The 17020-nt window shown below is 35.4% G+C and carries 17 protein-coding genes; 13 read left to right on the plus strand and 4 right to left on the minus strand.

What is annotated here, in order from left to right; genetic code table 11:
• Window positions 1–146: 146 nt before the first annotated feature.
• The 3 genes from WMO18_RS02265 to WMO18_RS02275 all read right to left on the minus strand — a co-directional run bounded on the left by WMO18_RS02265 (window position 147) and on the right by WMO18_RS02275 (window position 3130).
• Window positions 147–719 carry a GNAT family N-acetyltransferase gene (locus tag WMO18_RS02265; RefSeq protein WP_211147326.1) on the minus strand — a complete coding sequence of 191 codons (573 nt, stop codon included), beginning with the start codon at window positions 717–719 and terminating at the stop codon, window positions 147–149.
• A gap of 64 nt (window positions 720–783) precedes the next feature.
• Window positions 784–2469, minus strand: a complete 1686-nt coding sequence (locus tag WMO18_RS02270) for a HAMP domain-containing sensor histidine kinase (protein WP_367286266.1) — start codon at window positions 2467–2469, stop codon at window positions 784–786.
• Entirely contained in the window at window positions 2456–3130 is a 675-nt protein-coding gene (locus tag WMO18_RS02275) for a response regulator transcription factor (RefSeq protein ID WP_022505278.1), read from the minus strand. The genes WMO18_RS02270 and WMO18_RS02275 overlap by 14 nt, the downstream gene beginning before the upstream one ends.
• Window positions 3131–3308: 178 nt before the next feature.
• On the opposite strand from WMO18_RS02275, the gene WMO18_RS02280 reads away from it, so the two are divergent.
• From WMO18_RS02280 to WMO18_RS02300, 5 genes are all read left to right on the plus strand, one after another.
• Window positions 3309–4160 (plus strand): fumarate hydratase, encoded by an 852-nt coding sequence (locus WMO18_RS02280; protein ID WP_329980397.1) that lies wholly within the window; start codon window positions 3309–3311, stop codon window positions 4158–4160.
• Window positions 4161–4170: 10 nt separating this feature from the next.
• Window positions 4171–4668: a hypothetical protein gene (locus tag WMO18_RS02285; protein ID WP_022505277.1), complete on the plus strand. Its 498-nt coding sequence runs from the start codon at window positions 4171–4173 to the stop codon at window positions 4666–4668.
• A 13-nt stretch (window positions 4669–4681) separates the two neighbouring features.
• Window positions 4682–5230, plus strand: coding sequence for a Fe-S-containing hydro-lyase (locus tag WMO18_RS02290; RefSeq protein ID WP_022505276.1), 549 nt, complete (start codon window positions 4682–4684; stop codon window positions 5228–5230).
• A 3-nt stretch (window positions 5231–5233) separates the two neighbouring features.
• Window positions 5234–6646, plus strand: coding sequence for an MBOAT family O-acyltransferase (locus WMO18_RS02295; RefSeq protein WP_022505275.1), 1413 nt, complete (start codon window positions 5234–5236; stop codon window positions 6644–6646).
• Between the two features lie 139 nt (window positions 6647–6785).
• Window positions 6786–7538, plus strand: coding sequence for a dockerin type I repeat-containing protein (locus tag WMO18_RS02300; protein WP_211147321.1), 753 nt, complete (start codon window positions 6786–6788; stop codon window positions 7536–7538).
• A gap of 51 nt (window positions 7539–7589) precedes the next feature.
• Here the strand turns inward: WMO18_RS02300 and WMO18_RS02305 are convergent, their stop codons facing one another.
• A complete protein-coding gene (locus tag WMO18_RS02305; RefSeq protein ID WP_211147320.1) occupies window positions 7590–8096 on the minus strand; it encodes a flavin reductase family protein in 507 nt (168 codons plus the stop codon).
• Between the two features lie 355 nt (window positions 8097–8451).
• Here WMO18_RS02305 and WMO18_RS02310 point away from each other — a divergent pair, with 355 nt between their 5' ends.
• From WMO18_RS02310 to argF, 8 genes are all read left to right on the plus strand, one after another.
• Window positions 8452–9675 (plus strand): argininosuccinate synthase, encoded by a 1224-nt coding sequence (locus WMO18_RS02310; RefSeq protein WP_211147319.1) that lies wholly within the window; start codon window positions 8452–8454, stop codon window positions 9673–9675.
• Window positions 9676–9822: 147 nt separating this feature from the next.
• Entirely contained in the window at window positions 9823–11196 is a 1374-nt protein-coding gene (gene argH, locus WMO18_RS02315; RefSeq protein WP_211147318.1) for an argininosuccinate lyase, read from the plus strand.
• A gap of 3 nt (window positions 11197–11199) precedes the next feature.
• Complete coding sequence (gene argC, locus WMO18_RS02320; RefSeq protein ID WP_022505270.1) at window positions 11200–12234, plus strand: N-acetyl-gamma-glutamyl-phosphate reductase; 1035 nt, start codon at window positions 11200–11202, stop codon at window positions 12232–12234.
• Between the two features lie 56 nt (window positions 12235–12290).
• Entirely contained in the window at window positions 12291–13514 is a 1224-nt protein-coding gene (argJ, locus tag WMO18_RS02325; RefSeq protein WP_211147317.1) for a bifunctional glutamate N-acetyltransferase/amino-acid acetyltransferase ArgJ, read from the plus strand.
• A gap of 87 nt (window positions 13515–13601) precedes the next feature.
• The gene (argB, locus tag WMO18_RS02330; protein WP_022505268.1) at window positions 13602–14453 is read left to right on the plus strand and encodes an acetylglutamate kinase; all 852 of its coding nucleotides are present in this window, start codon (window positions 13602–13604) and stop codon (window positions 14451–14453) included.
• Between the two features lie 13 nt (window positions 14454–14466).
• A complete protein-coding gene (locus WMO18_RS02335) occupies window positions 14467–14886 on the plus strand; it encodes a GNAT family N-acetyltransferase (RefSeq protein WP_022505267.1) in 420 nt (139 codons plus the stop codon).
• A gap of 14 nt (window positions 14887–14900) precedes the next feature.
• Window positions 14901–16073: an aspartate aminotransferase family protein gene (locus WMO18_RS02340; RefSeq protein ID WP_211147316.1), complete on the plus strand. Its 1173-nt coding sequence runs from the start codon at window positions 14901–14903 to the stop codon at window positions 16071–16073.
• A gap of 3 nt (window positions 16074–16076) precedes the next feature.
• Window positions 16077–16997, plus strand: coding sequence for an ornithine carbamoyltransferase (gene argF, locus WMO18_RS02345; protein ID WP_022505265.1), 921 nt, complete (start codon window positions 16077–16079; stop codon window positions 16995–16997).
• Window positions 16998–17020: the final 23 nt, after the last annotated feature.

Here is a 17020-nt window from a genome sequence, read left to right on the forward strand (position 1 = left end):
TTGTAAATTTATTTACAATTCCATATTAGTTTAAACTATCAAATAGCACTACAAACCCAAATTTGCAAAACTAATTTATCGTAACGCAGAAACAAAATTGAAAAAACCAAATTTATATTACTAATCCATAAAAACAAAAATCAAAATTAAACATCCCTAGGTTCAACATAAATTCTTTTATAAAACAGGTTATAGAAGATTTTGCCGAAGAAGTTTTTATTTAGGTAGAAGAATTCCTTTTCTGTAACGGTCTTATTATCCTTATTGTAGCCTAGCATATCGTAGGTAACTGACTGTTCTGTCATTGTAAAGTTAAGGTCATAAAAACCGTTTTTGATGTAGAAATTCTTCCTCTTAATTCGTTCATCAATGTTAGGAGCATTTTGGTCAAGCTGTTCAATAGCCAACAAAATTCTGTAATTTTTGTACTTTTCTTTTAATGCTGAAAGGAAAGCTGAACCGTAGCCTTTGCCTCTTTGCTTTTCGTCAATAGCAAAGAAAAATAAATATGCAGTGTCCTTGTATGTAGCAACATATGCTAAGCCTACAAAGTCCTTTTTGTCATAAATACTGTAAAAATCTGCTGACCTTTTTCTGCTTAACAGTTTCATCATCCAATATGGCAGTTGTTCATCTTTCGGAAAAGCTGAGAAATACAGTTCCTTTACCTTATCTTTGCTTTCTTTTGATATGTTGTATTTTCTTAGTCTTAAATTCATAATATCCTCTTGCTAAAATGAAAAATGACTCCGAAGAGCCATTTCCCATTTTGTTTTCATTATTTTATTCCGGTGAGTCTGCTATTTCAAGTTCAAACCAGAAGTTACTTCCTTCACCGACAACACTCTTAACACCATAGTGTGCGTTGTGTCTGTCAAGAACATTCTTAACAATTGAAAGTCCTAAACCTGTACCTACAACAGAACTTTTGTGTTCCTTATCGACCTTGTAGTATCTGTCCCAGATATTTTCCAAATGTTCTTGGTCAATACCCTCACCATGGTCGATAACTTCAATAAGTACATTTTTGTCTTTTCTTGATTGACGAACAATAATATGTTTGTCTGTTCTTGAATAGTTAATTGCGTTGTTAACTAGGTTGTAAATTACCTGACTTATCTTGCTATAGTCAGCATTTACATAAATATCTTCATCATACTCAAAGTCTAGGGTGTAACCCTCTTGTTCCTTTAGCTTGTTGTAGCGTTGGAACATTTCCTTGATTAATGTTGTAATTGAGAAAACTTCCCTGTTGATTTCTGTTGCACCTGACTGTAGCTTTGAAATATCAAGTAAGTCTGTTACAAGCATATTCAGTCTGTTTGCTTCATCAATAATAATTTGGATATTTTCCGGAGTATTTTCTCCCGGTAAATCCCTCATTACTTCACCGTAACCTGTAATCATAGTCAGTGGTGTTCTTAGGTCATGGCTAATGTTAGCAATAAGTTCTCTCTGTAATGAATCAACTTTCTTTAATTCGGTTGCTGCATAATTTAGTGTGTTGTTCAGTTCGGTAACTTCAAGATAACCTGTGCTGTTAAACTGAACATCATAGTCTTTGTTAGCAAGTTTTAGTGCTGACTTTGTTGTGTCGGTAATAGGCTTACTAATCTTCCTTGCTGCAACAATAGCAATAAATACACCGATAAATAGCAAGATAAATGTAACAGTTACAAGTTGGTATCTTAGTGTGTTTACAACACTGTCAACCGGTGAACTTTGTGAAGTGATAATCAGCATATAGTTATTGTTACTGTCATCATCAAACAGTGAAGTATATACAACACCTTTGGTGTTTAGCTTATCCATTGGTGGTGTGTGACCTTTGATTTTGTGTAGTAGATTATCCTTACTGTTTTCTTCTTCGTCAATGTATCTTGTGTAGGTTTTGTCATCACTTGCTTTAGCTTGGCTATAGTAGTTATATGGACTTTCACCCTTAATTAGCTGATTGGTGCTAAATGATACATACTGTCTGTGAGTAATTGAACTGTTGCTATCACTTTCGTTGCTATCGGAATTTTTATTTGATGAACTGTTATCTGAAGATTTTTTGTCAGATGAATTTTTATCGGAACTGCCTGAACTTTTTGAACTGCTACCTGAATTGCTATCATTTGATGAACTGCTTGAACTGTCATAAATCATAATTTTCATAAATGATTTATCGGTAGAATAAACAGGTCTTACTGTAGAATCTGTAGTGTCATAAACATAAATCATAACATCATTTTGTTCTGCTAAGTTCTCTACCAATGTAGTAATGTTATTTGAATTAATATTTTCTTCAATTGATGATGCACATTTCTTTACTTGATTTACCCTGACCTTGCTATATACACTCCTAAAGCAAACCGTTTGGAAAACCCATAGTAAAACCAGCATTATCAAAGAGAAAAGTACAAACCACAACAATATTTTGTAATGTAGTGGTAGGGAAGACATTTTGCTCTTAAACCGTGTCAAACCTGTAGCCAACTCCTCTCAGAGTAACAATGCACTTGCTATATTCACCTAGGCTTTTTCTAAGTAGCTTAATGTGAGTATCCAGAGTTCTGTCATCACCAAAGAAGTCATAACCCCATACTTCTGAGATTAGCTTTTCTCTTGTTAGGGCAATACCCTTGTTTTTAACCATATAGAAGAATAGTTCATATTCCTTAGGTGTCATATCAATTCTTTCACCGTTAACAGTAACAATTCTTGCAGTAAAGTCAACAACAAGGTTTTCATATTTAAACACATCCTGACTAGGAGTGTCAGCACCGTTACTTCTCTTTAATACTGCGTTAACTCTCATCATTAGCTCCTTAGGTGAGAATGGCTTAACAACATAGTCGTCAATTCCAAGTTCAAAACCATGAATCTTGTCATACTCTTCACCTCTTGCAGAAAGCATAATAATAGGTGTGTTGCAATGCTTACGGATTTCTTTACAAGCAGAAAAGCCGTCAAGCTCAGGCATCATTACATCCATAATAATTATATCAAAAGTTTCTTTGTTGCAAATTTCAATAGCAGACATACCGTCAACTGCCTCAGTTACTTTATGACCTTCAAAATTTGCATATTTCTTAATAATCTCTCTAATTCTAAATTCGTCATCAACTACTAAAATCTTACTCATAATATGACCCTCACTTTCTTTAATTATAGAATAAAATCTAAATGTGATGATTTTATGTTGAAAATCTTAATATTTTCTAATAGTATTTTCTACATTTTATCATATTTTCAAATCCTTTTAAAGGAAATATTGAAAAGTTAGAAAAATAAAGTTATAATAGGTTAATGTGGGTGATTATATGGAAGCAAGAAAAATTAAAGCATCATTAATAACAGAAAAGGTTAAGAAGTTGTTTATGGATTGCAATTACTTTATAGGCAATGACATTTACAACGCATTACTAAAAGCCAGAGATACCGAAGAAAGCAAAACAGGCAAAAGTATTCTTGACCAAATTATTGAAAATGATGATATAGCAAGAAAAGAAGAAATACCACTTTGTCAAGATACAGGTATGGCAATTCTATTTGTTAAGTATGGTGACAAAGTTATTGTTGAGGACGGTTCATTTAATGAGGCTGTCACCGAGGGTGTTCGTAGAGCATATATTGACGGATACCTAAGGAAAAGTGTTGTCAGTGACCCTGTCTTTGACAGAATAAATACTAAGGATAACACTCCTTGCATTATTCATACTGAGATTGTTCCCGGTGATAAGATTGAAATTCTTGCCGGTGGCAAAGGCTTTGGTAGTGAAAATATGTCAAAGATTGCAATGCTAACACCAAGTAAGGGTATTGAGGGTGTTAAGGAATTTATCCTAAATACTGTAAGAGAAGCAGGACCTAATCCTTGTCCACCTATGGTTGTAGGTGTTGGTATCGGTGGTACTTTTGAAAAGTCAGCTTTACTTGCTAAGAAAGCAACCTTTAGAAGTATTGATACACATAATGAGGATAAACGATATGCTGACCTTGAGGATGAATTGCTAGAGTCTATTAACAAAATGGGCTTTGGACCTGCAGGTCTTGGTGGTACAACAACTGCCATTGGTGTAAATATCGAAACTTATCCTACTCATATTGCAGGAATGCCTGTTGCAGTAAATATTTGTTGCCATGCAGCAAGACACAGTACAACAACAATATAAGGAAAAATTTATGAAAAGAACAATCAGAATTACTGTAATAACAGTTATTATTATTGCTATTGGTTTAGTTACAATGTTTGTAACTCCCGGTACTTGGAAGTTTGGTACTAATGTGTATTCAAATGATTTTCAGAAAACACCGGAGGATAGCCTTTTTCATTACTACGATACAGTGCAGTTACAACAATCTATAGGTAAAGCTGAAACTGACAAAACTTGTCTTTATCTTTACTTTAATGGTAGTTCAATCAATGTGTGTGAAATGATAAAGAACAATGATAAGTACTGCTATTTCGGAGAGAAAATTAAGTTTAAATATGGCACAGATTATATGAGGTTTGATAAGAATCAAACCGTTATAAATGATGATGTGTATTATTGGGATATTATTTACGAGAACAGAAAGTACCTTATTAGGGATGACAAGTTTAAGTCCATTGATTTTACTGTTACTATCGGTAATGAAACCCGTAATCTGTCCTTTGTATATTACATAGATAAAAAGTAAGATGGTGAAGAAAATGAAACGATTAACTTTGCCTTTATCGGATAGCGACATTAAAGACCTAAAAGCCGGAGAAACTGTGCTGCTTTCAGGCACAATGCTGACAGGTCGTGATGCTGCCCATAAAAGGTTGTATGAACTTGTAGAAAAGGGAGAAAAGTTACCTATTGATATTAAAGGTGAACTTATCTATTATGTAGGACCTGCACCGGCAAAGCCCGGTTTTGCAGTAGGACCTGCCGGACCTACCTCCAGTTATAGAATGGATAAATATGCACCTACACTTTTAGATTTAGGTCTAAAGGGGATGATAGGTAAAGGTGCTAGAAACCAAGATGTAATAGATGCTATTGTAAGAAATGGCTGTGTGTATTTTGCTTGTGTAGGTGGTGCTGCTGCCTTAATAGCAAAATCAATTAAGAAGGAAGAGATACTTTGTTATGAGGACCTTGGTACTGAGGCTATCAGAAGATATACAGTAGAGGACTTTCCTTGTATTGTGGCAATTGATAGTTATGGCAACAATGCTTATACCGAAGGTCAGAAAGATTATTGTAGAGAGTGATTTATGTTATTTGCTAGTACAGTTTTTATATTTGTATTTTTACCGGCAGTTCTGTTGCTGTATTATACAGTTTTCAGAAAATGGAGAATGGGTCAAAACGTAATGTTGCTTATTGCAAGTTTGATTTTCTATGCTTGGGGTGAGCCAAAGTATGTTTTGATTATGATTGCATCAATTATTGTTAACTATGCTTTGGGACTTTTGGTTGATAAGGTAAGGTGCAGGAAAGTACTTTCAAGGCTTGTAATTGCACTTACAGCAGTACTTAATCTTTCCGTATTGTTTATCTTTAAGTATCTAATGTTTACTGTTGACAATATTAATTCAATTGCCAGTCTTAACTTGTCAGTACCAAACATAGCATTGCCGATTGGTATCAGTTTCTTTACTTTCCAAGCAATGAGTTATGTAATTGATGTTTATAGGGAAAAGGGTGAGGCTCAGAAGAATCCACTGAATGTTGGTCTTTATATTAGCTTTTTCCCTCAGCTGATTGCCGGTCCTATTGTTAGATACGAAACAGTTGCTTATCAGATTAAGCACAGAGTTGAAACCTTTGATAACTTTTCAACAGGTGTTGTAAGATTTATTATCGGTCTTGCAAAGAAGGTTCTTTTGGCAAATACAATGGGTGTTGTTGCCGATTATTCATTTGATATGCCAAACAGTGAACTGACTGTTGTAATGGCTTGGATTGGTGCAATTGCTTATTCACTACAGATTTTCTTTGACTTTAGTGGTTATAGTGATATGGCTATCGGTCTTGGTAAAATGTTCGGTTTTGAATTCTTAGAGAACTTTGACTATCCATACATAAGTAAGTCTATTACTGAATTTTGGAGAAGATGGCATATGTCACTTGGTACTTGGTTTAGAGATTATGTATATTTCCCACTGGGTGGCTCAAGAGTAAAGAGCAAAGCAAGACTTGTGTTTAACCTATTTGTAGTATGGTCATTAACAGGTATTTGGCATGGTGCAAACTGGACTTTCCTATGTTGGGGCTTAATGTACTTTGTACTGCTTGTAATAGAGAAATTAACAGGTTGGGAAAAGAAATATCCTGACAAAATGATTGTACTTAGAAGAATCTATACATTGTTCTTTGTATTGATGGGTTGGGTACTGTTTAGAGCAGACAGTATTACAGAAGCTTGGGCATATATTTGCACAATGTTCGGTAACGGTACTTTGATTAATGACAGTACAATCTACTATGCAATGAATTATTTTGTATATTTCCTAATTGCAATTCTTGTCAGTACACCTATTTTTAAGAATTTCTCTCTAAAGATAAAGGGTACAAACCCTGTTGCATATGTGGTTAGTTCTGTGGGATTTTTAGCATTGCTAGTTGTTTCCGTCAGTTACATTGTTAAGGGTGCTTATAATCCATTTATTTACTTTAACTTTTAATTTTAAGGGCAGACCTTTTGGTTTGTCCTTTTCTTTTAGTGATTTATAACAAATTGGTGATATGTATTTTGTAAAGTATATCCATTTAAAAAAAGTTAAAATATGGTATAATTGAACTATAAAGAAATAGGGTGATATTATGAAAAAACTATTTAAAAATATAATTACTATGACTTTAGCAACAGTAATGGCAGGTTCTTTTATGGCTGTTTCGGCTACTGAAAATAATCCTGAAAATTACCTTGCAGGTGATATTGTAAGTGATGGCAAAATTAATATTAAAGATGCAACGGAAATTCAAAGGTACTGTGCAAACTTATCTGCAAAAGTACGAACATTAGAGAAATATGTAACTATGGACTTTAACGGTGATGGTGTAGTAAATATTCAAGATGTGGCAGATATTCAGAGGAAGACTGTTAAGAAAAAGTATAACTATGCAAATGATATTTATCCTGTAAATTATGTTTCGGATAAAGTGGATGGCAGTAAGATTGATTTTTCTTTGATGTATGAAAATGATAGTTATGACGGTAAAGATAATAATTGCTTAGGTTACAATAGCTCTAGGGAACGTTACATTACAACTGTGATTAAAAGTTATGATGAATACACTTCATTCTTTAACAAGGGTGATAAGTTTGATGAAAATTTCTTCAAGGATAATGCTTTGGTTTTTGTTTATAGGAGAGATGCAAATTATCAGAATAGTTATGAATTGAAGAATATATCAGTAAAGGATAATCAGCTTAACCTTGACTTTGATGTAACATACAAAACTAAACATATCGCTGAGTCATTTACAAGTTACAACTTCTTCTATTCGGTTAAGAAGTCTGATGTAGAGAATATTGATACAATTAATGTGTATCAAAATATGATACCGGAATAAAAATAAGGGCTGTTTCGTTATGAAACAGCCCTTTGATGCTTTTGTAACAAATTATTCTTTAACAAGTACCTTTTCAATTTCTGAAATGTACATTTTGTGGTAGTCACTACCGTCAGGTACATATGCTGAGAATACACTTTCATCAACAACACTGTCGGAATTTAGACTTTGACCATACATTTTACGACAAATCAGTACAACCTTGCTTTCTGCAAAGTAAGGTGCTTTTTCATCGGTTACAGGTGTTAAACCTGTTTCCTTAACCTTGTCAATATCTCTGCCACTTTTTGAACCACAAATTTTGTGTACATCATGGTATTCATCAGGTAGGAAAGAAATAGCAAAGTATTCACCATTTTCTAGGTAGTCAAATGTGTATCTCTGTGGACGAATGAAAGTAAATGCAACAGGTTTATTCCACATAATGCCAACACCACCCCAAGAAACAGTCATCATATTGACCTTTTCTTTAGTGTCAACAGTAACAAGACCCCAATCATCACCAATAAGCTTAAATGGGTTTTCCTTTAGTTCTTTAGCAGATATTTCTTTAAACATTTTATTATCTCCTTTGATTATTTTATAAGATAAATATATCACATTATGGCTATCTTTTGCAAGAAAATGAATAACATACATTAAGAATGAATAATTATGCATAAAATTTGCATATATTCATTTTAAAAATCAAGGAAAATCTAGGCTGAATAAGGATATATTTGTATAATTCTTTGTTGTGATTGTATAAATTTACTGCAATATTCTGCGTATATGCAAACTTGTTGTCTTAATTCTACAAATTATTGGAAATTTGAATAAATATGCAAATAACCCTTGATTTTCTGTATAATTGGTGTATAATAAAAACATAAATTAATTATTAACCTCATTGAGGACGAAAGGAAATATTATCATGGCAGATAAAGATATTAAAAAAGTTGTTCTTGCTTATTCAGGTGGACTTGATACATCAATCATTATTCCTTGGCTAAAGGAAAACTACAATAACTGTGAAGTTATCGCAGTTTCCGGTAATGTTGGTCAGGGTACAGAACTAGACGGTCTTGAAGAAAAGGCTATTAAGACAGGTGCTAGTAAGCTATACATTGAAGACCTAACAAAAGAATTTATTGAAGATTATGTTTTTGAAACAATCAAGGCTGATGCAGTTTATGAAGGCAAATATCTTCTAGGTACTTCTTTTGCTCGTCCTATTATCGCAAAGAGATTAGTTGAAATTGCTAAGGCTGAAGGTGCTGATGCAATTTGTCACGGTTGTACAGGTAAGGGTAACGACCAGGTTCGTTTTGAACTTGCTATTAAGGCTTATGCTCCTGATATGAAGATTATTGCTCCTTGGAGAACATGGGAATTTAAGTCAAGAGAAGACGAAATTGAATACGCAGAAAAGATGGGTATTCCTCTAAAGATTAACAGAGAAACAAACTACTCAAAAGATAAGAACCTATGGCACTTAAGCCACGAAGGTCTTGACCTTGAAAATCCTGCAAATGAACCTAAGTATGATGACCCTAACTTCTTAGAACTAGGTGTATCACCTGAACAGGCTCCTGATAAGGATACATATATTACAATTCACTTTGAAAAGGGTGTTCCAACAGCTATCGACGGTGTTGAAATGGACGGCGTTTCTATCGTTAAGAAGCTAAACGAAGTTGGTGGTGCTAACGGTATCGGTATTACAGATATGATTGAAAACCGTCTTGTTGGTATGAAGAGCCGTGGTGTTTATGAAACTCCGGGTGGCACAATCCTTTACTATGCTCACAAGAAACTAGAAGAACTAACACTTGACAGAGATACATTCCACTATATGGAACTTGTTTCAAACCGTTTTGCTGAATTAGTTTATTATGGTCAGTGGTACACACCACTAAGAGAAGCTCTAACAGCTTTCGTTGATCAGGTAAACACAGTTGTTACAGGTGATGTTAAGCTAAAACTTTACAAGGGCAACATTATTGATGCAGGTGTTACTTCTCCATATTCACTATATGATGAAGATATTGCAACATTTGACGAAGACGAAGTTTATGACCAGAACGACAGTGCAGGTTTCATCAACCTATTCGGTCTTCCAATCAAGGTTCGTGCTAAGAAGGGCTTCATCAAATAATTGATGAAATTTCTTTAAATTGTAATTATAAAGTCCGTATGACCCATACGGACTTTATGTCATTTTCTAGGGGTATGAATTTTCTCCTATTTTTCGGTGTTTTTACATAAAAATACCTATAATTTTGCAAAAATAGAGGTGTAAGCAATGCAGTTATGGCAAGGAAGATTTAAGAAATCTCTTTCTAAAACAACTAACGATTTTAACTCATCCATTTCTTTTGACTCAAGAATGTTTAGAGAAGATATACAAGGCTCAATCGCTCATGCTACTATGCTAGGTGAAACAGGCATTATCAAGAAAGAAGAGTCACTTCATATTGTTGAAGGTCTAAAAGGTATTCTTGAAAATTTACTTTCCGGTAAACTTCACTTTGATATGGAATGTGAAGATATTCACACATTTATTGAGGGTGAACTAACAAAGAGAATCGGTGATGACGGTAAAAGACTTCACACAGCAAGAAGTAGAAATGACCAAGTTGCTGTTGATATTAAGCTATATTTAAGACACGAAGTAGAAGAGATTATTTCTTTGCTAAAGGACCTAATCAAGGTTATTGCATCTAAGGCTAAGGAATATTATGACACAGTAATGCCCGGTTATACTCATCTTCAGAGAGCACAACCTATTACATTCGGTCATCACTTATTAGCTTACGGTGAAATGTTCCTAAGAGATTTATCAAGACTTCAGGATTGTCGCAAGAGAATGAATATTAACCCACTTGGTTCTTGTGCATTAGCCGGTACAACTTACCCTATTGACAGACATATGACATCAGAACTTCTAGGTTTTGATGCTCCAACAAACAATTCACTTGACGGTGTTTCCGACAGAGATTATTGCTTGGAAATTGCAAGTGACTTGTCAATTATTATGGTACACCTATCAAGATTTTCCGAAGAAATGATTATGTGGTGTAGCTGGGAATTTAAGTTTGTGGAACTTGATGATGCTTTCTCTACAGGTTCATCAATTATGCCACAGAAGAAGAACCCTGATATTGCAGAACTTGTCAGAGGTAAAAGTGGTCGTGTATTTGGTGATACAATGGGACTGCTTACTGCTATGAAGGGCATTGCATTAGCTTACAACAAGGATATGCAAGAAGATAAAGAGGCTATTTTTGATGCAGTTGATTCTGTAAAAATGTGCCTAATTTCCTTTACTCCAATGCTAGACACTATGACAGTGTTAAAGAATAAAATGAGAAGTGCAGCAGCCGGTGGATTTATAAATGCTACCGATTGTGCCGATTATCTAACTAAGAAAGGTATCCCATTTAGAGATGCTTACAAGGCTACAGGTGCTTTGGTTGCAAGATGTATTGACCTTGGTACTGACCTTGAAAATTTACCTATGGAAGAATACAAGAAAGTACATTCTGCTTTTGATGATGGTGTTTATGAAGCTATCAACCTAGAGAAATGTGTTGCAGACAGAACATCCTTTGGTGGTCCTGCTCCACAGAATGTTATGAAACAAGCAGAAGATATGCTAAAGAAAATTGAGGATTAATTTATGATTAAGGTAGGAATTATTGGTGCAACAGGCTATGCCGGTGCAGAACTTGTTCGCCTTATTACAACTCACCCACAGGCTGAAATTGTGGCTATTAGCTCAGTTAGCTTTGAGGGTCAGAAAATTAGTGATGTATATAGAAGTTATGTAAATATAAACGATATGATTTGCGAAAATGCAGATGATGTTGTAGAAAAAGCAGAAGTTATCTTTGCTGCTTTACCACATGGTTTAAGCCAAGAACTTGCAAAGAAATGTTATGACAATGACAAGGTGTTTATTGACCTAGGTGCTGACTTTAGACTAAAGAGTGAAGAAGAATACAAAGAATGGTACAAAGGTGAATATGTACACAAGGAACTTCACGATATGGCAGTTTACGGTTTACCTGAATTTTATCGTGACAAGATTAAGGGCGCTAAGATTATTGCAAATCCGGGTTGTTATACAACTTGCTCACCACTTGCTCTTGTTCCTGCACTTAATGCAGGTGTTATTGACACTAAAGGTATTATCTGTGACTGTAAAAGTGGTGTTACCGGTGCAGGTCGTTCACTTTCTCAGGGTAACCACTATCCTGAACTAAACGAAGGTTTCCATCCTTATAAGGTCGCTTGTCACCGTCATACACCTGAAATTGAACAGACACTTACTTCTTTTGCTGATGAAAAGGTAACTATTACTTTCGTTCCACATTTGTTACCTGTAAACAGAGGTATCCTTGCTACTTGTTATGCTCCTTTAAAGAAGGACATTACAATGGAAGAACTAAGAAAGATTTATCAAGATTTCTATAAGGGTGAATATTTTATCAGACTTCTTGATGATGGTCAAGTAGCTGATATTCACAATGTTAAGTACAGCAATTTCTGTGATATTTCTCTTCACCTAGACAAGAGAGCAAACTTGCTTGTTGCAGTAGCTGCCATTGATAATATGGTTAAGGGTGCTGCCGGTCAAGCAATTCAGAATATGAATATTATTTTTGGTTTAGACGAAAAGACAGGTTTGGAAATCGTTCCTCCTGCATTCTAATATTTACAAATACTTCTTTACAAGGCGTAATAATAAATAAAAAATGAGGTATATTTATGGATTTTAGATTTATTGATGGAACTATCACAACTCCTCAAGGCTTTACCGGTGCAGCTATCTGTGGTGGTATCAAAGAGGGTAACACAACTAAGAAAGATATTATGATGGTAAAGTGCGACACTTTGTGTAATGCTGCTGCTGTTTATACAAAAAACCTTGTAAAGTCAGATGCTATCCTAGTAACTCAGGAACATTTGAAAAACGGCAAAGCACAGGCTATTGTTGCTAACAGTGGTAACGCAAATACTTGTAACGCTGATGGTTATAAGAAAGCATCAGATGTTTGCAAACTTTGTGCATCAACACTTAATATTGCCGAAGATGATGTTATTGTTGCATCAACAGGTGTTATCGGTGTGCCACTACCACTTGAACCATTTGAACAGAAACTTTACCTAATGAAGAAAATGATGAGTAGCGAAAATGGCTCTGACTGTGCCGAAGCAATTATGACAACAGATACAGTTAAGAAAGAAATGGCAATGGAAATGTCTATTGACGGCAAAACTGTTACTGTTGGTGGTATTGCTAAGGGCAGTGGTATGATTCATATTAATATGGGTACAATGCTTTCTTTCGTTACAACTGACTGTGCTATCAGCTCAAAAATGTTGGAAGAAGCACTTAAGGAAGCAGTAGAGGACAGCTACAATATGGTTTCTGTTGACGGTGATACTTCTACTAACGATACACTTGCTATTATGGCCAGTGGTAAAGCTGGTAATAAGGAAATCACAACTAAGAATGAAGATTACAAGACATTCGTTGCCGGTTTAACAGAGGCTTTCAAGTCACTTGCAAAGCAACTTGCTAAAGACGGTGAAGGTGCAACAAAGTTACTTATCTGTGATGTTAGTGGAGCTAAAACAAAGAAAGATGCAGTAGGTGTTGCAAAGACAGTTATCGGTTCTTCACTTGTAAAGACTGCTATGTTTGGTGCAGATGCTAACTGGGGCAGAGTGCTATGTGCTATCGGTTACAGTGGTATGGATGTTGACATTAGCAAGGTTAAAGTTACTTTCAAAAGTGAAGGTGGCGAGGTTCTTGTTTGTGAGGACGGTGCCGGTGTTGGCTTTGATGAAGATGAAGCAAAGAAAGTCCTTTCTTGCGATACTGTTATTATCAACATTGAACTTAATGACGGTGAAGGTTTTGCCGAAGCTTATGGTTGCGACTTAACATATGATTATGTAAAAATCAACGGTGACTATAGAACCTGATAATTATAATTTTGATATAAAAAGCAATCCGTTATTATGGGAAGATGATTGTTTTAGAAAAATAAGATAGAGAAAGAAGTTTGAGAAATGGATAGTAGTTTAACAGCAAAAGTGCTTACACAAGCAATGCCATATATTCAGAAATATGCCGGTGAAACAATTGTTGTAAAATACGGTGGCAATGCAATGCTTAACGAAGATTTAAAGGCTGCTGTTATGAGTGACATTGTACTAATGCAACTTGTTGGTGTAAATGTTGTTCTTGTACATGGTGGTGGTCCTGAAATTTCTTCAATGCTAAAACGAGTTGGCATTGAAAGTAAATTCATTAACGGTATGCGTGTTACCGATAAAGAAACAATGGATATTGTTCAGCAAGTTCTAGCCGGTAAGGTAAACAAAAGCTTAACTCAGCACCTTAATCATGCAGGTGGTAAGGCTATTGGTCTTTGTGGTCTTGACAGCAATATGCTTATGGCTGAAAAGATGGTTACAGGTGATGACCTAGGTTATGTTGGCGAAATCACAGAAGTAAACAGTGAAGTTATTAACGATGCTATCAGTGACGGCTATGTACCTATTATTGCTACAGTAGCCGGTGACTATAAGGGTAATGTGTATAACATTAATGCTGATATTGCTGCTGCCCATATTGCATCAAAGATTGGTGCTAAGAAACTTATTCTTATGACTGATATTAGAGGACTACTTCAAGATAAGGATGATGAAGATTCACTTATCTCTGTAGTAAATGTAAGTGAAGTCAGTCAGTTAAAGAGAGAAGGCATCATCAGTGGTGGTATGATACCTAAGATTGATTGTTGTGTTGAGGCAGTTCGTCAAGGTGTATCAAGAGCGCATATTATTGACGGTAGAATTGAACATTCTATTCTTATTGAATTGTTCTCCGATGAAGGTATCGGTACAATGTTCTATTAATAAGGAAATATATATGGATAATTTACAGATTAGAGAAATGACAATTGAAGACTATGATGAGATTTTTGCTCTTTGGCAAGTAACAACAAAGAGAGCCTTGTCTGATGCCGATAGTAGAGAAAATATTGCAAAGTACCTTGAACACAACAAGGGTATGTCGCTTGTTGGCATAGTTGACGGTAAGATTATTGCTACTGTACTTGCAGGTCATGACGGCAGAAGAGGTTTTATTCATCATATGGCAGTTAGCCCTGATTACCGCAGAATGGGTGTTGGCAGAAGTCTTGCTACTGAGGCTGACAAAAGAATAAAACAAGCCGGCATTAAGAAAACTCACATTTTCTGTTACAAAAACAATCAGCTAGGTCAGCCTTTTTGGAAAGCAATGGGCTTTACAAAGAGGGATGACATTGATGTATTCTCATTTGATTGATAGGATTGATTACAATGGATAATAAAAAGATTAAAGAATTAGATAATGAAAATATTATGCATACATACGGCAGATATGATGTTTGCCTAACTAAAGGTAAAGGTGTATATGCTTATGACGATAATGGTAAGAAATATATTGATGTTTCTTCCGGTATCGGTGTTAACTGTCTTGGTTACTGTGATGACGGTTGGGTAAAGGCAGTTAGTGAACAAGCCGGTACAATTCAGCACATTAGTAACTATTACTACAATAAGGTTGCCGGTGTTCTTGCTGAAAAGCTAACTAAGGCAACAGGTCTTTCAAAGGTATTCTTCGGCAACAGTGGTGCTGAAGCAAATGAATGTGCAATTAAGGTTGCAAGAAAATATTCATTTGATAAGTACGGTAGAGGTAGGGACCATATTATTACTTTGGTAAACAGTTTCCATGGCAGAACTATTGCAACATTGTCTGCAACAGGTCAGGATGTTTTCCATAACTACTTCTTCCCATTTGTAGATGGCTTTGATAATGCTATTGCTAATGATATTGAAAGCCTAAAGAACACTATCACAGACAAAACTTGTGCTGTTATGCTAGAAACAGTTCAGGGTGAGGGTGGCGTAAATATCCTTGACTCTGAATATTTACAACAGGTAAGAAAGATTTGTGATGAAAAGGACATTTTGCTTATTGTTGATGAAGTACAGACAGGTGTTTGCCGTACAGGTAAACTTTATGGTTATATGCACAGTGGCATTAAACCTGATGTTGTAACTTCTGCAAAAGGTCTTGGTGGTGGACTTCCTATTGGCATTTGTATGGTTAACGACAAGCTAAAGGATGTTATGGGTCCATCAACTCACGGTACAACATTTGGCAGTAACCCTGTTGTTTGTGCCGGTGCTAACTATATTATTGATACAGTAAACACTCCTGAATTTATTGAAGAAGTAAATAAGAAGGGTACTTACTTTAAAGAAAAACTAGAAAAAATCAAAGGTGTTAAGTCAGTTCGTCAACAAGGCTTAATGATTGGTATTGAAGTTGAGGGTAATGCAGGTGATATTGCAAAGAAATGTACAGAAAACGGTCTTCTTGTAATCACTGCAAAAACATTACTAAGAATGTTGCCACCACTAAATATTAAGTATAAAGAAATTGATGAAGCACTTGCTATACTAAAGAAGGTAATGGAGGAATAAAGGATGAAGCATTTATTAACACTTGAAAGTCTATCAACAGAAGAAATTAAGGATATTCTTAACCTTGCTGATCAGCTAAAGTATGAACTAAAGCATGGTATTGAACATCATCACCTAAAGGGTAAAACACTGGGTATGATTTTTGAAAAGTCATCAACAAGAACAAGAGTTTCTTTTGAAACAGGTATGTATCAGCTAGGTGGCCACCCACTATTCTTGTCATCAAATGATTTACAAATTGGCAGAGGTGAACCTGTAGAAGATACTGCAAGAGTTCTTTCAAGAATGTTAGACGGTATTATGATTCGTACATTTGCTCAGGCAGAAGTTGATGCACTTGCTGAATACGGTTCAATCCCTGTTATCAACGGTCTAACAGACTATTGCCACCCATGTCAGGTACTGGCTGACCTTATGACAATTCGTGAATTTAAGGGTAAGCTAAAGGGTCTTAAGTTAGCATTTATCGGTGACGGTAACAATATGGCTAACTCACTTATTGTTGGTTGCTTAAAGTGTGGTATGAGCGTTGCTATTGCTTGTCCTAAGGGTTATGAACCTCCAAAGAACATTCTTGACTTTGCAGACAATTACCCTGGTATGTTTGAAATGACAACAGACCCTCTAAAGGCTGCTGAAAATGCTGATGTTGTATATACTGATGTATGGGCATCAATGGGTCAGGAAGAAGAAAAGGCCATTCGTGAAAAGGCATTTGCCGGTATTCAGATTAATGCTGAACTAATGGAAAAGACAAACAAGGATTGTATGGTTCTACACTGCCTACCTGCTCATAGAGGTGAAGAAATTACTGCCGATGTTTTTGAAGCTCATGCTGATGAAATCTTTGAAGAAGCAGAAAACAGACTTCATGCTCAAAAGGCTGTTATGGTTAGACTAATGGCTGACAAACAACCTGAATAATCAACTAAATTTGACTTTATGGT

Origin of the sequence: Ruminococcoides intestinihominis (genome assembly GCF_040096285.1) — a bacterium.
Classification (GTDB): domain Bacteria; phylum Bacillota; class Clostridia; order Oscillospirales; family Acutalibacteraceae; genus Ruminococcoides; species Ruminococcoides intestinihominis.

Excerpts from the sequence above, each read along its gene's own strand:
- WMO18_RS02265 (WP_211147326.1), bottom strand. The coding sequence starts at position 719 with ATGAATTTAAGACTAAGAAAATACAACATATCAAAAGAAAGCAAAGAT.
- WMO18_RS02275 (WP_022505278.1), bottom strand. The coding sequence starts at position 3,130 with ATGAGTAAGATTTTAGTAGTTGATGACGAATTTAGAATTAGAGAGATT.
- WMO18_RS02280 (WP_329980397.1), top strand. The coding sequence starts at position 3,309 with ATGGAAGCAAGAAAAATTAAAGCATCATTAATAACAGAAAAGGTTAAG.
- WMO18_RS02285 (WP_022505277.1), top strand. The coding sequence starts at position 4,171 with ATGAAAAGAACAATCAGAATTACTGTAATAACAGTTATTATTATTGCT.
- WMO18_RS02290 (WP_022505276.1), top strand. The coding sequence starts at position 4,682 with ATGAAACGATTAACTTTGCCTTTATCGGATAGCGACATTAAAGACCTA.
- WMO18_RS02295 (WP_022505275.1), top strand. The coding sequence starts at position 5,234 with ATGTTATTTGCTAGTACAGTTTTTATATTTGTATTTTTACCGGCAGTT.
- WMO18_RS02300 (WP_211147321.1), top strand. The coding sequence starts at position 6,786 with ATGAAAAAACTATTTAAAAATATAATTACTATGACTTTAGCAACAGTA.
- WMO18_RS02305 (WP_211147320.1), bottom strand. The coding sequence starts at position 8,096 with ATGTTTAAAGAAATATCTGCTAAAGAACTAAAGGAAAACCCATTTAAG.
- WMO18_RS02310 (WP_211147319.1), top strand. The coding sequence starts at position 8,452 with ATGGCAGATAAAGATATTAAAAAAGTTGTTCTTGCTTATTCAGGTGGA.
- argH (WP_211147318.1), top strand. The coding sequence starts at position 9,823 with ATGCAGTTATGGCAAGGAAGATTTAAGAAATCTCTTTCTAAAACAACT.
- argC (WP_022505270.1), top strand. The coding sequence starts at position 11,200 with ATGATTAAGGTAGGAATTATTGGTGCAACAGGCTATGCCGGTGCAGAA.
- argJ (WP_211147317.1), top strand. The coding sequence starts at position 12,291 with ATGGATTTTAGATTTATTGATGGAACTATCACAACTCCTCAAGGCTTT.
- argB (WP_022505268.1), top strand. The coding sequence starts at position 13,602 with ATGGATAGTAGTTTAACAGCAAAAGTGCTTACACAAGCAATGCCATAT.
- WMO18_RS02335 (WP_022505267.1), top strand. The coding sequence starts at position 14,467 with ATGGATAATTTACAGATTAGAGAAATGACAATTGAAGACTATGATGAG.
- WMO18_RS02340 (WP_211147316.1), top strand. The coding sequence starts at position 14,901 with ATGGATAATAAAAAGATTAAAGAATTAGATAATGAAAATATTATGCAT.
- argF (WP_022505265.1), top strand. The coding sequence starts at position 16,077 with ATGAAGCATTTATTAACACTTGAAAGTCTATCAACAGAAGAAATTAAG.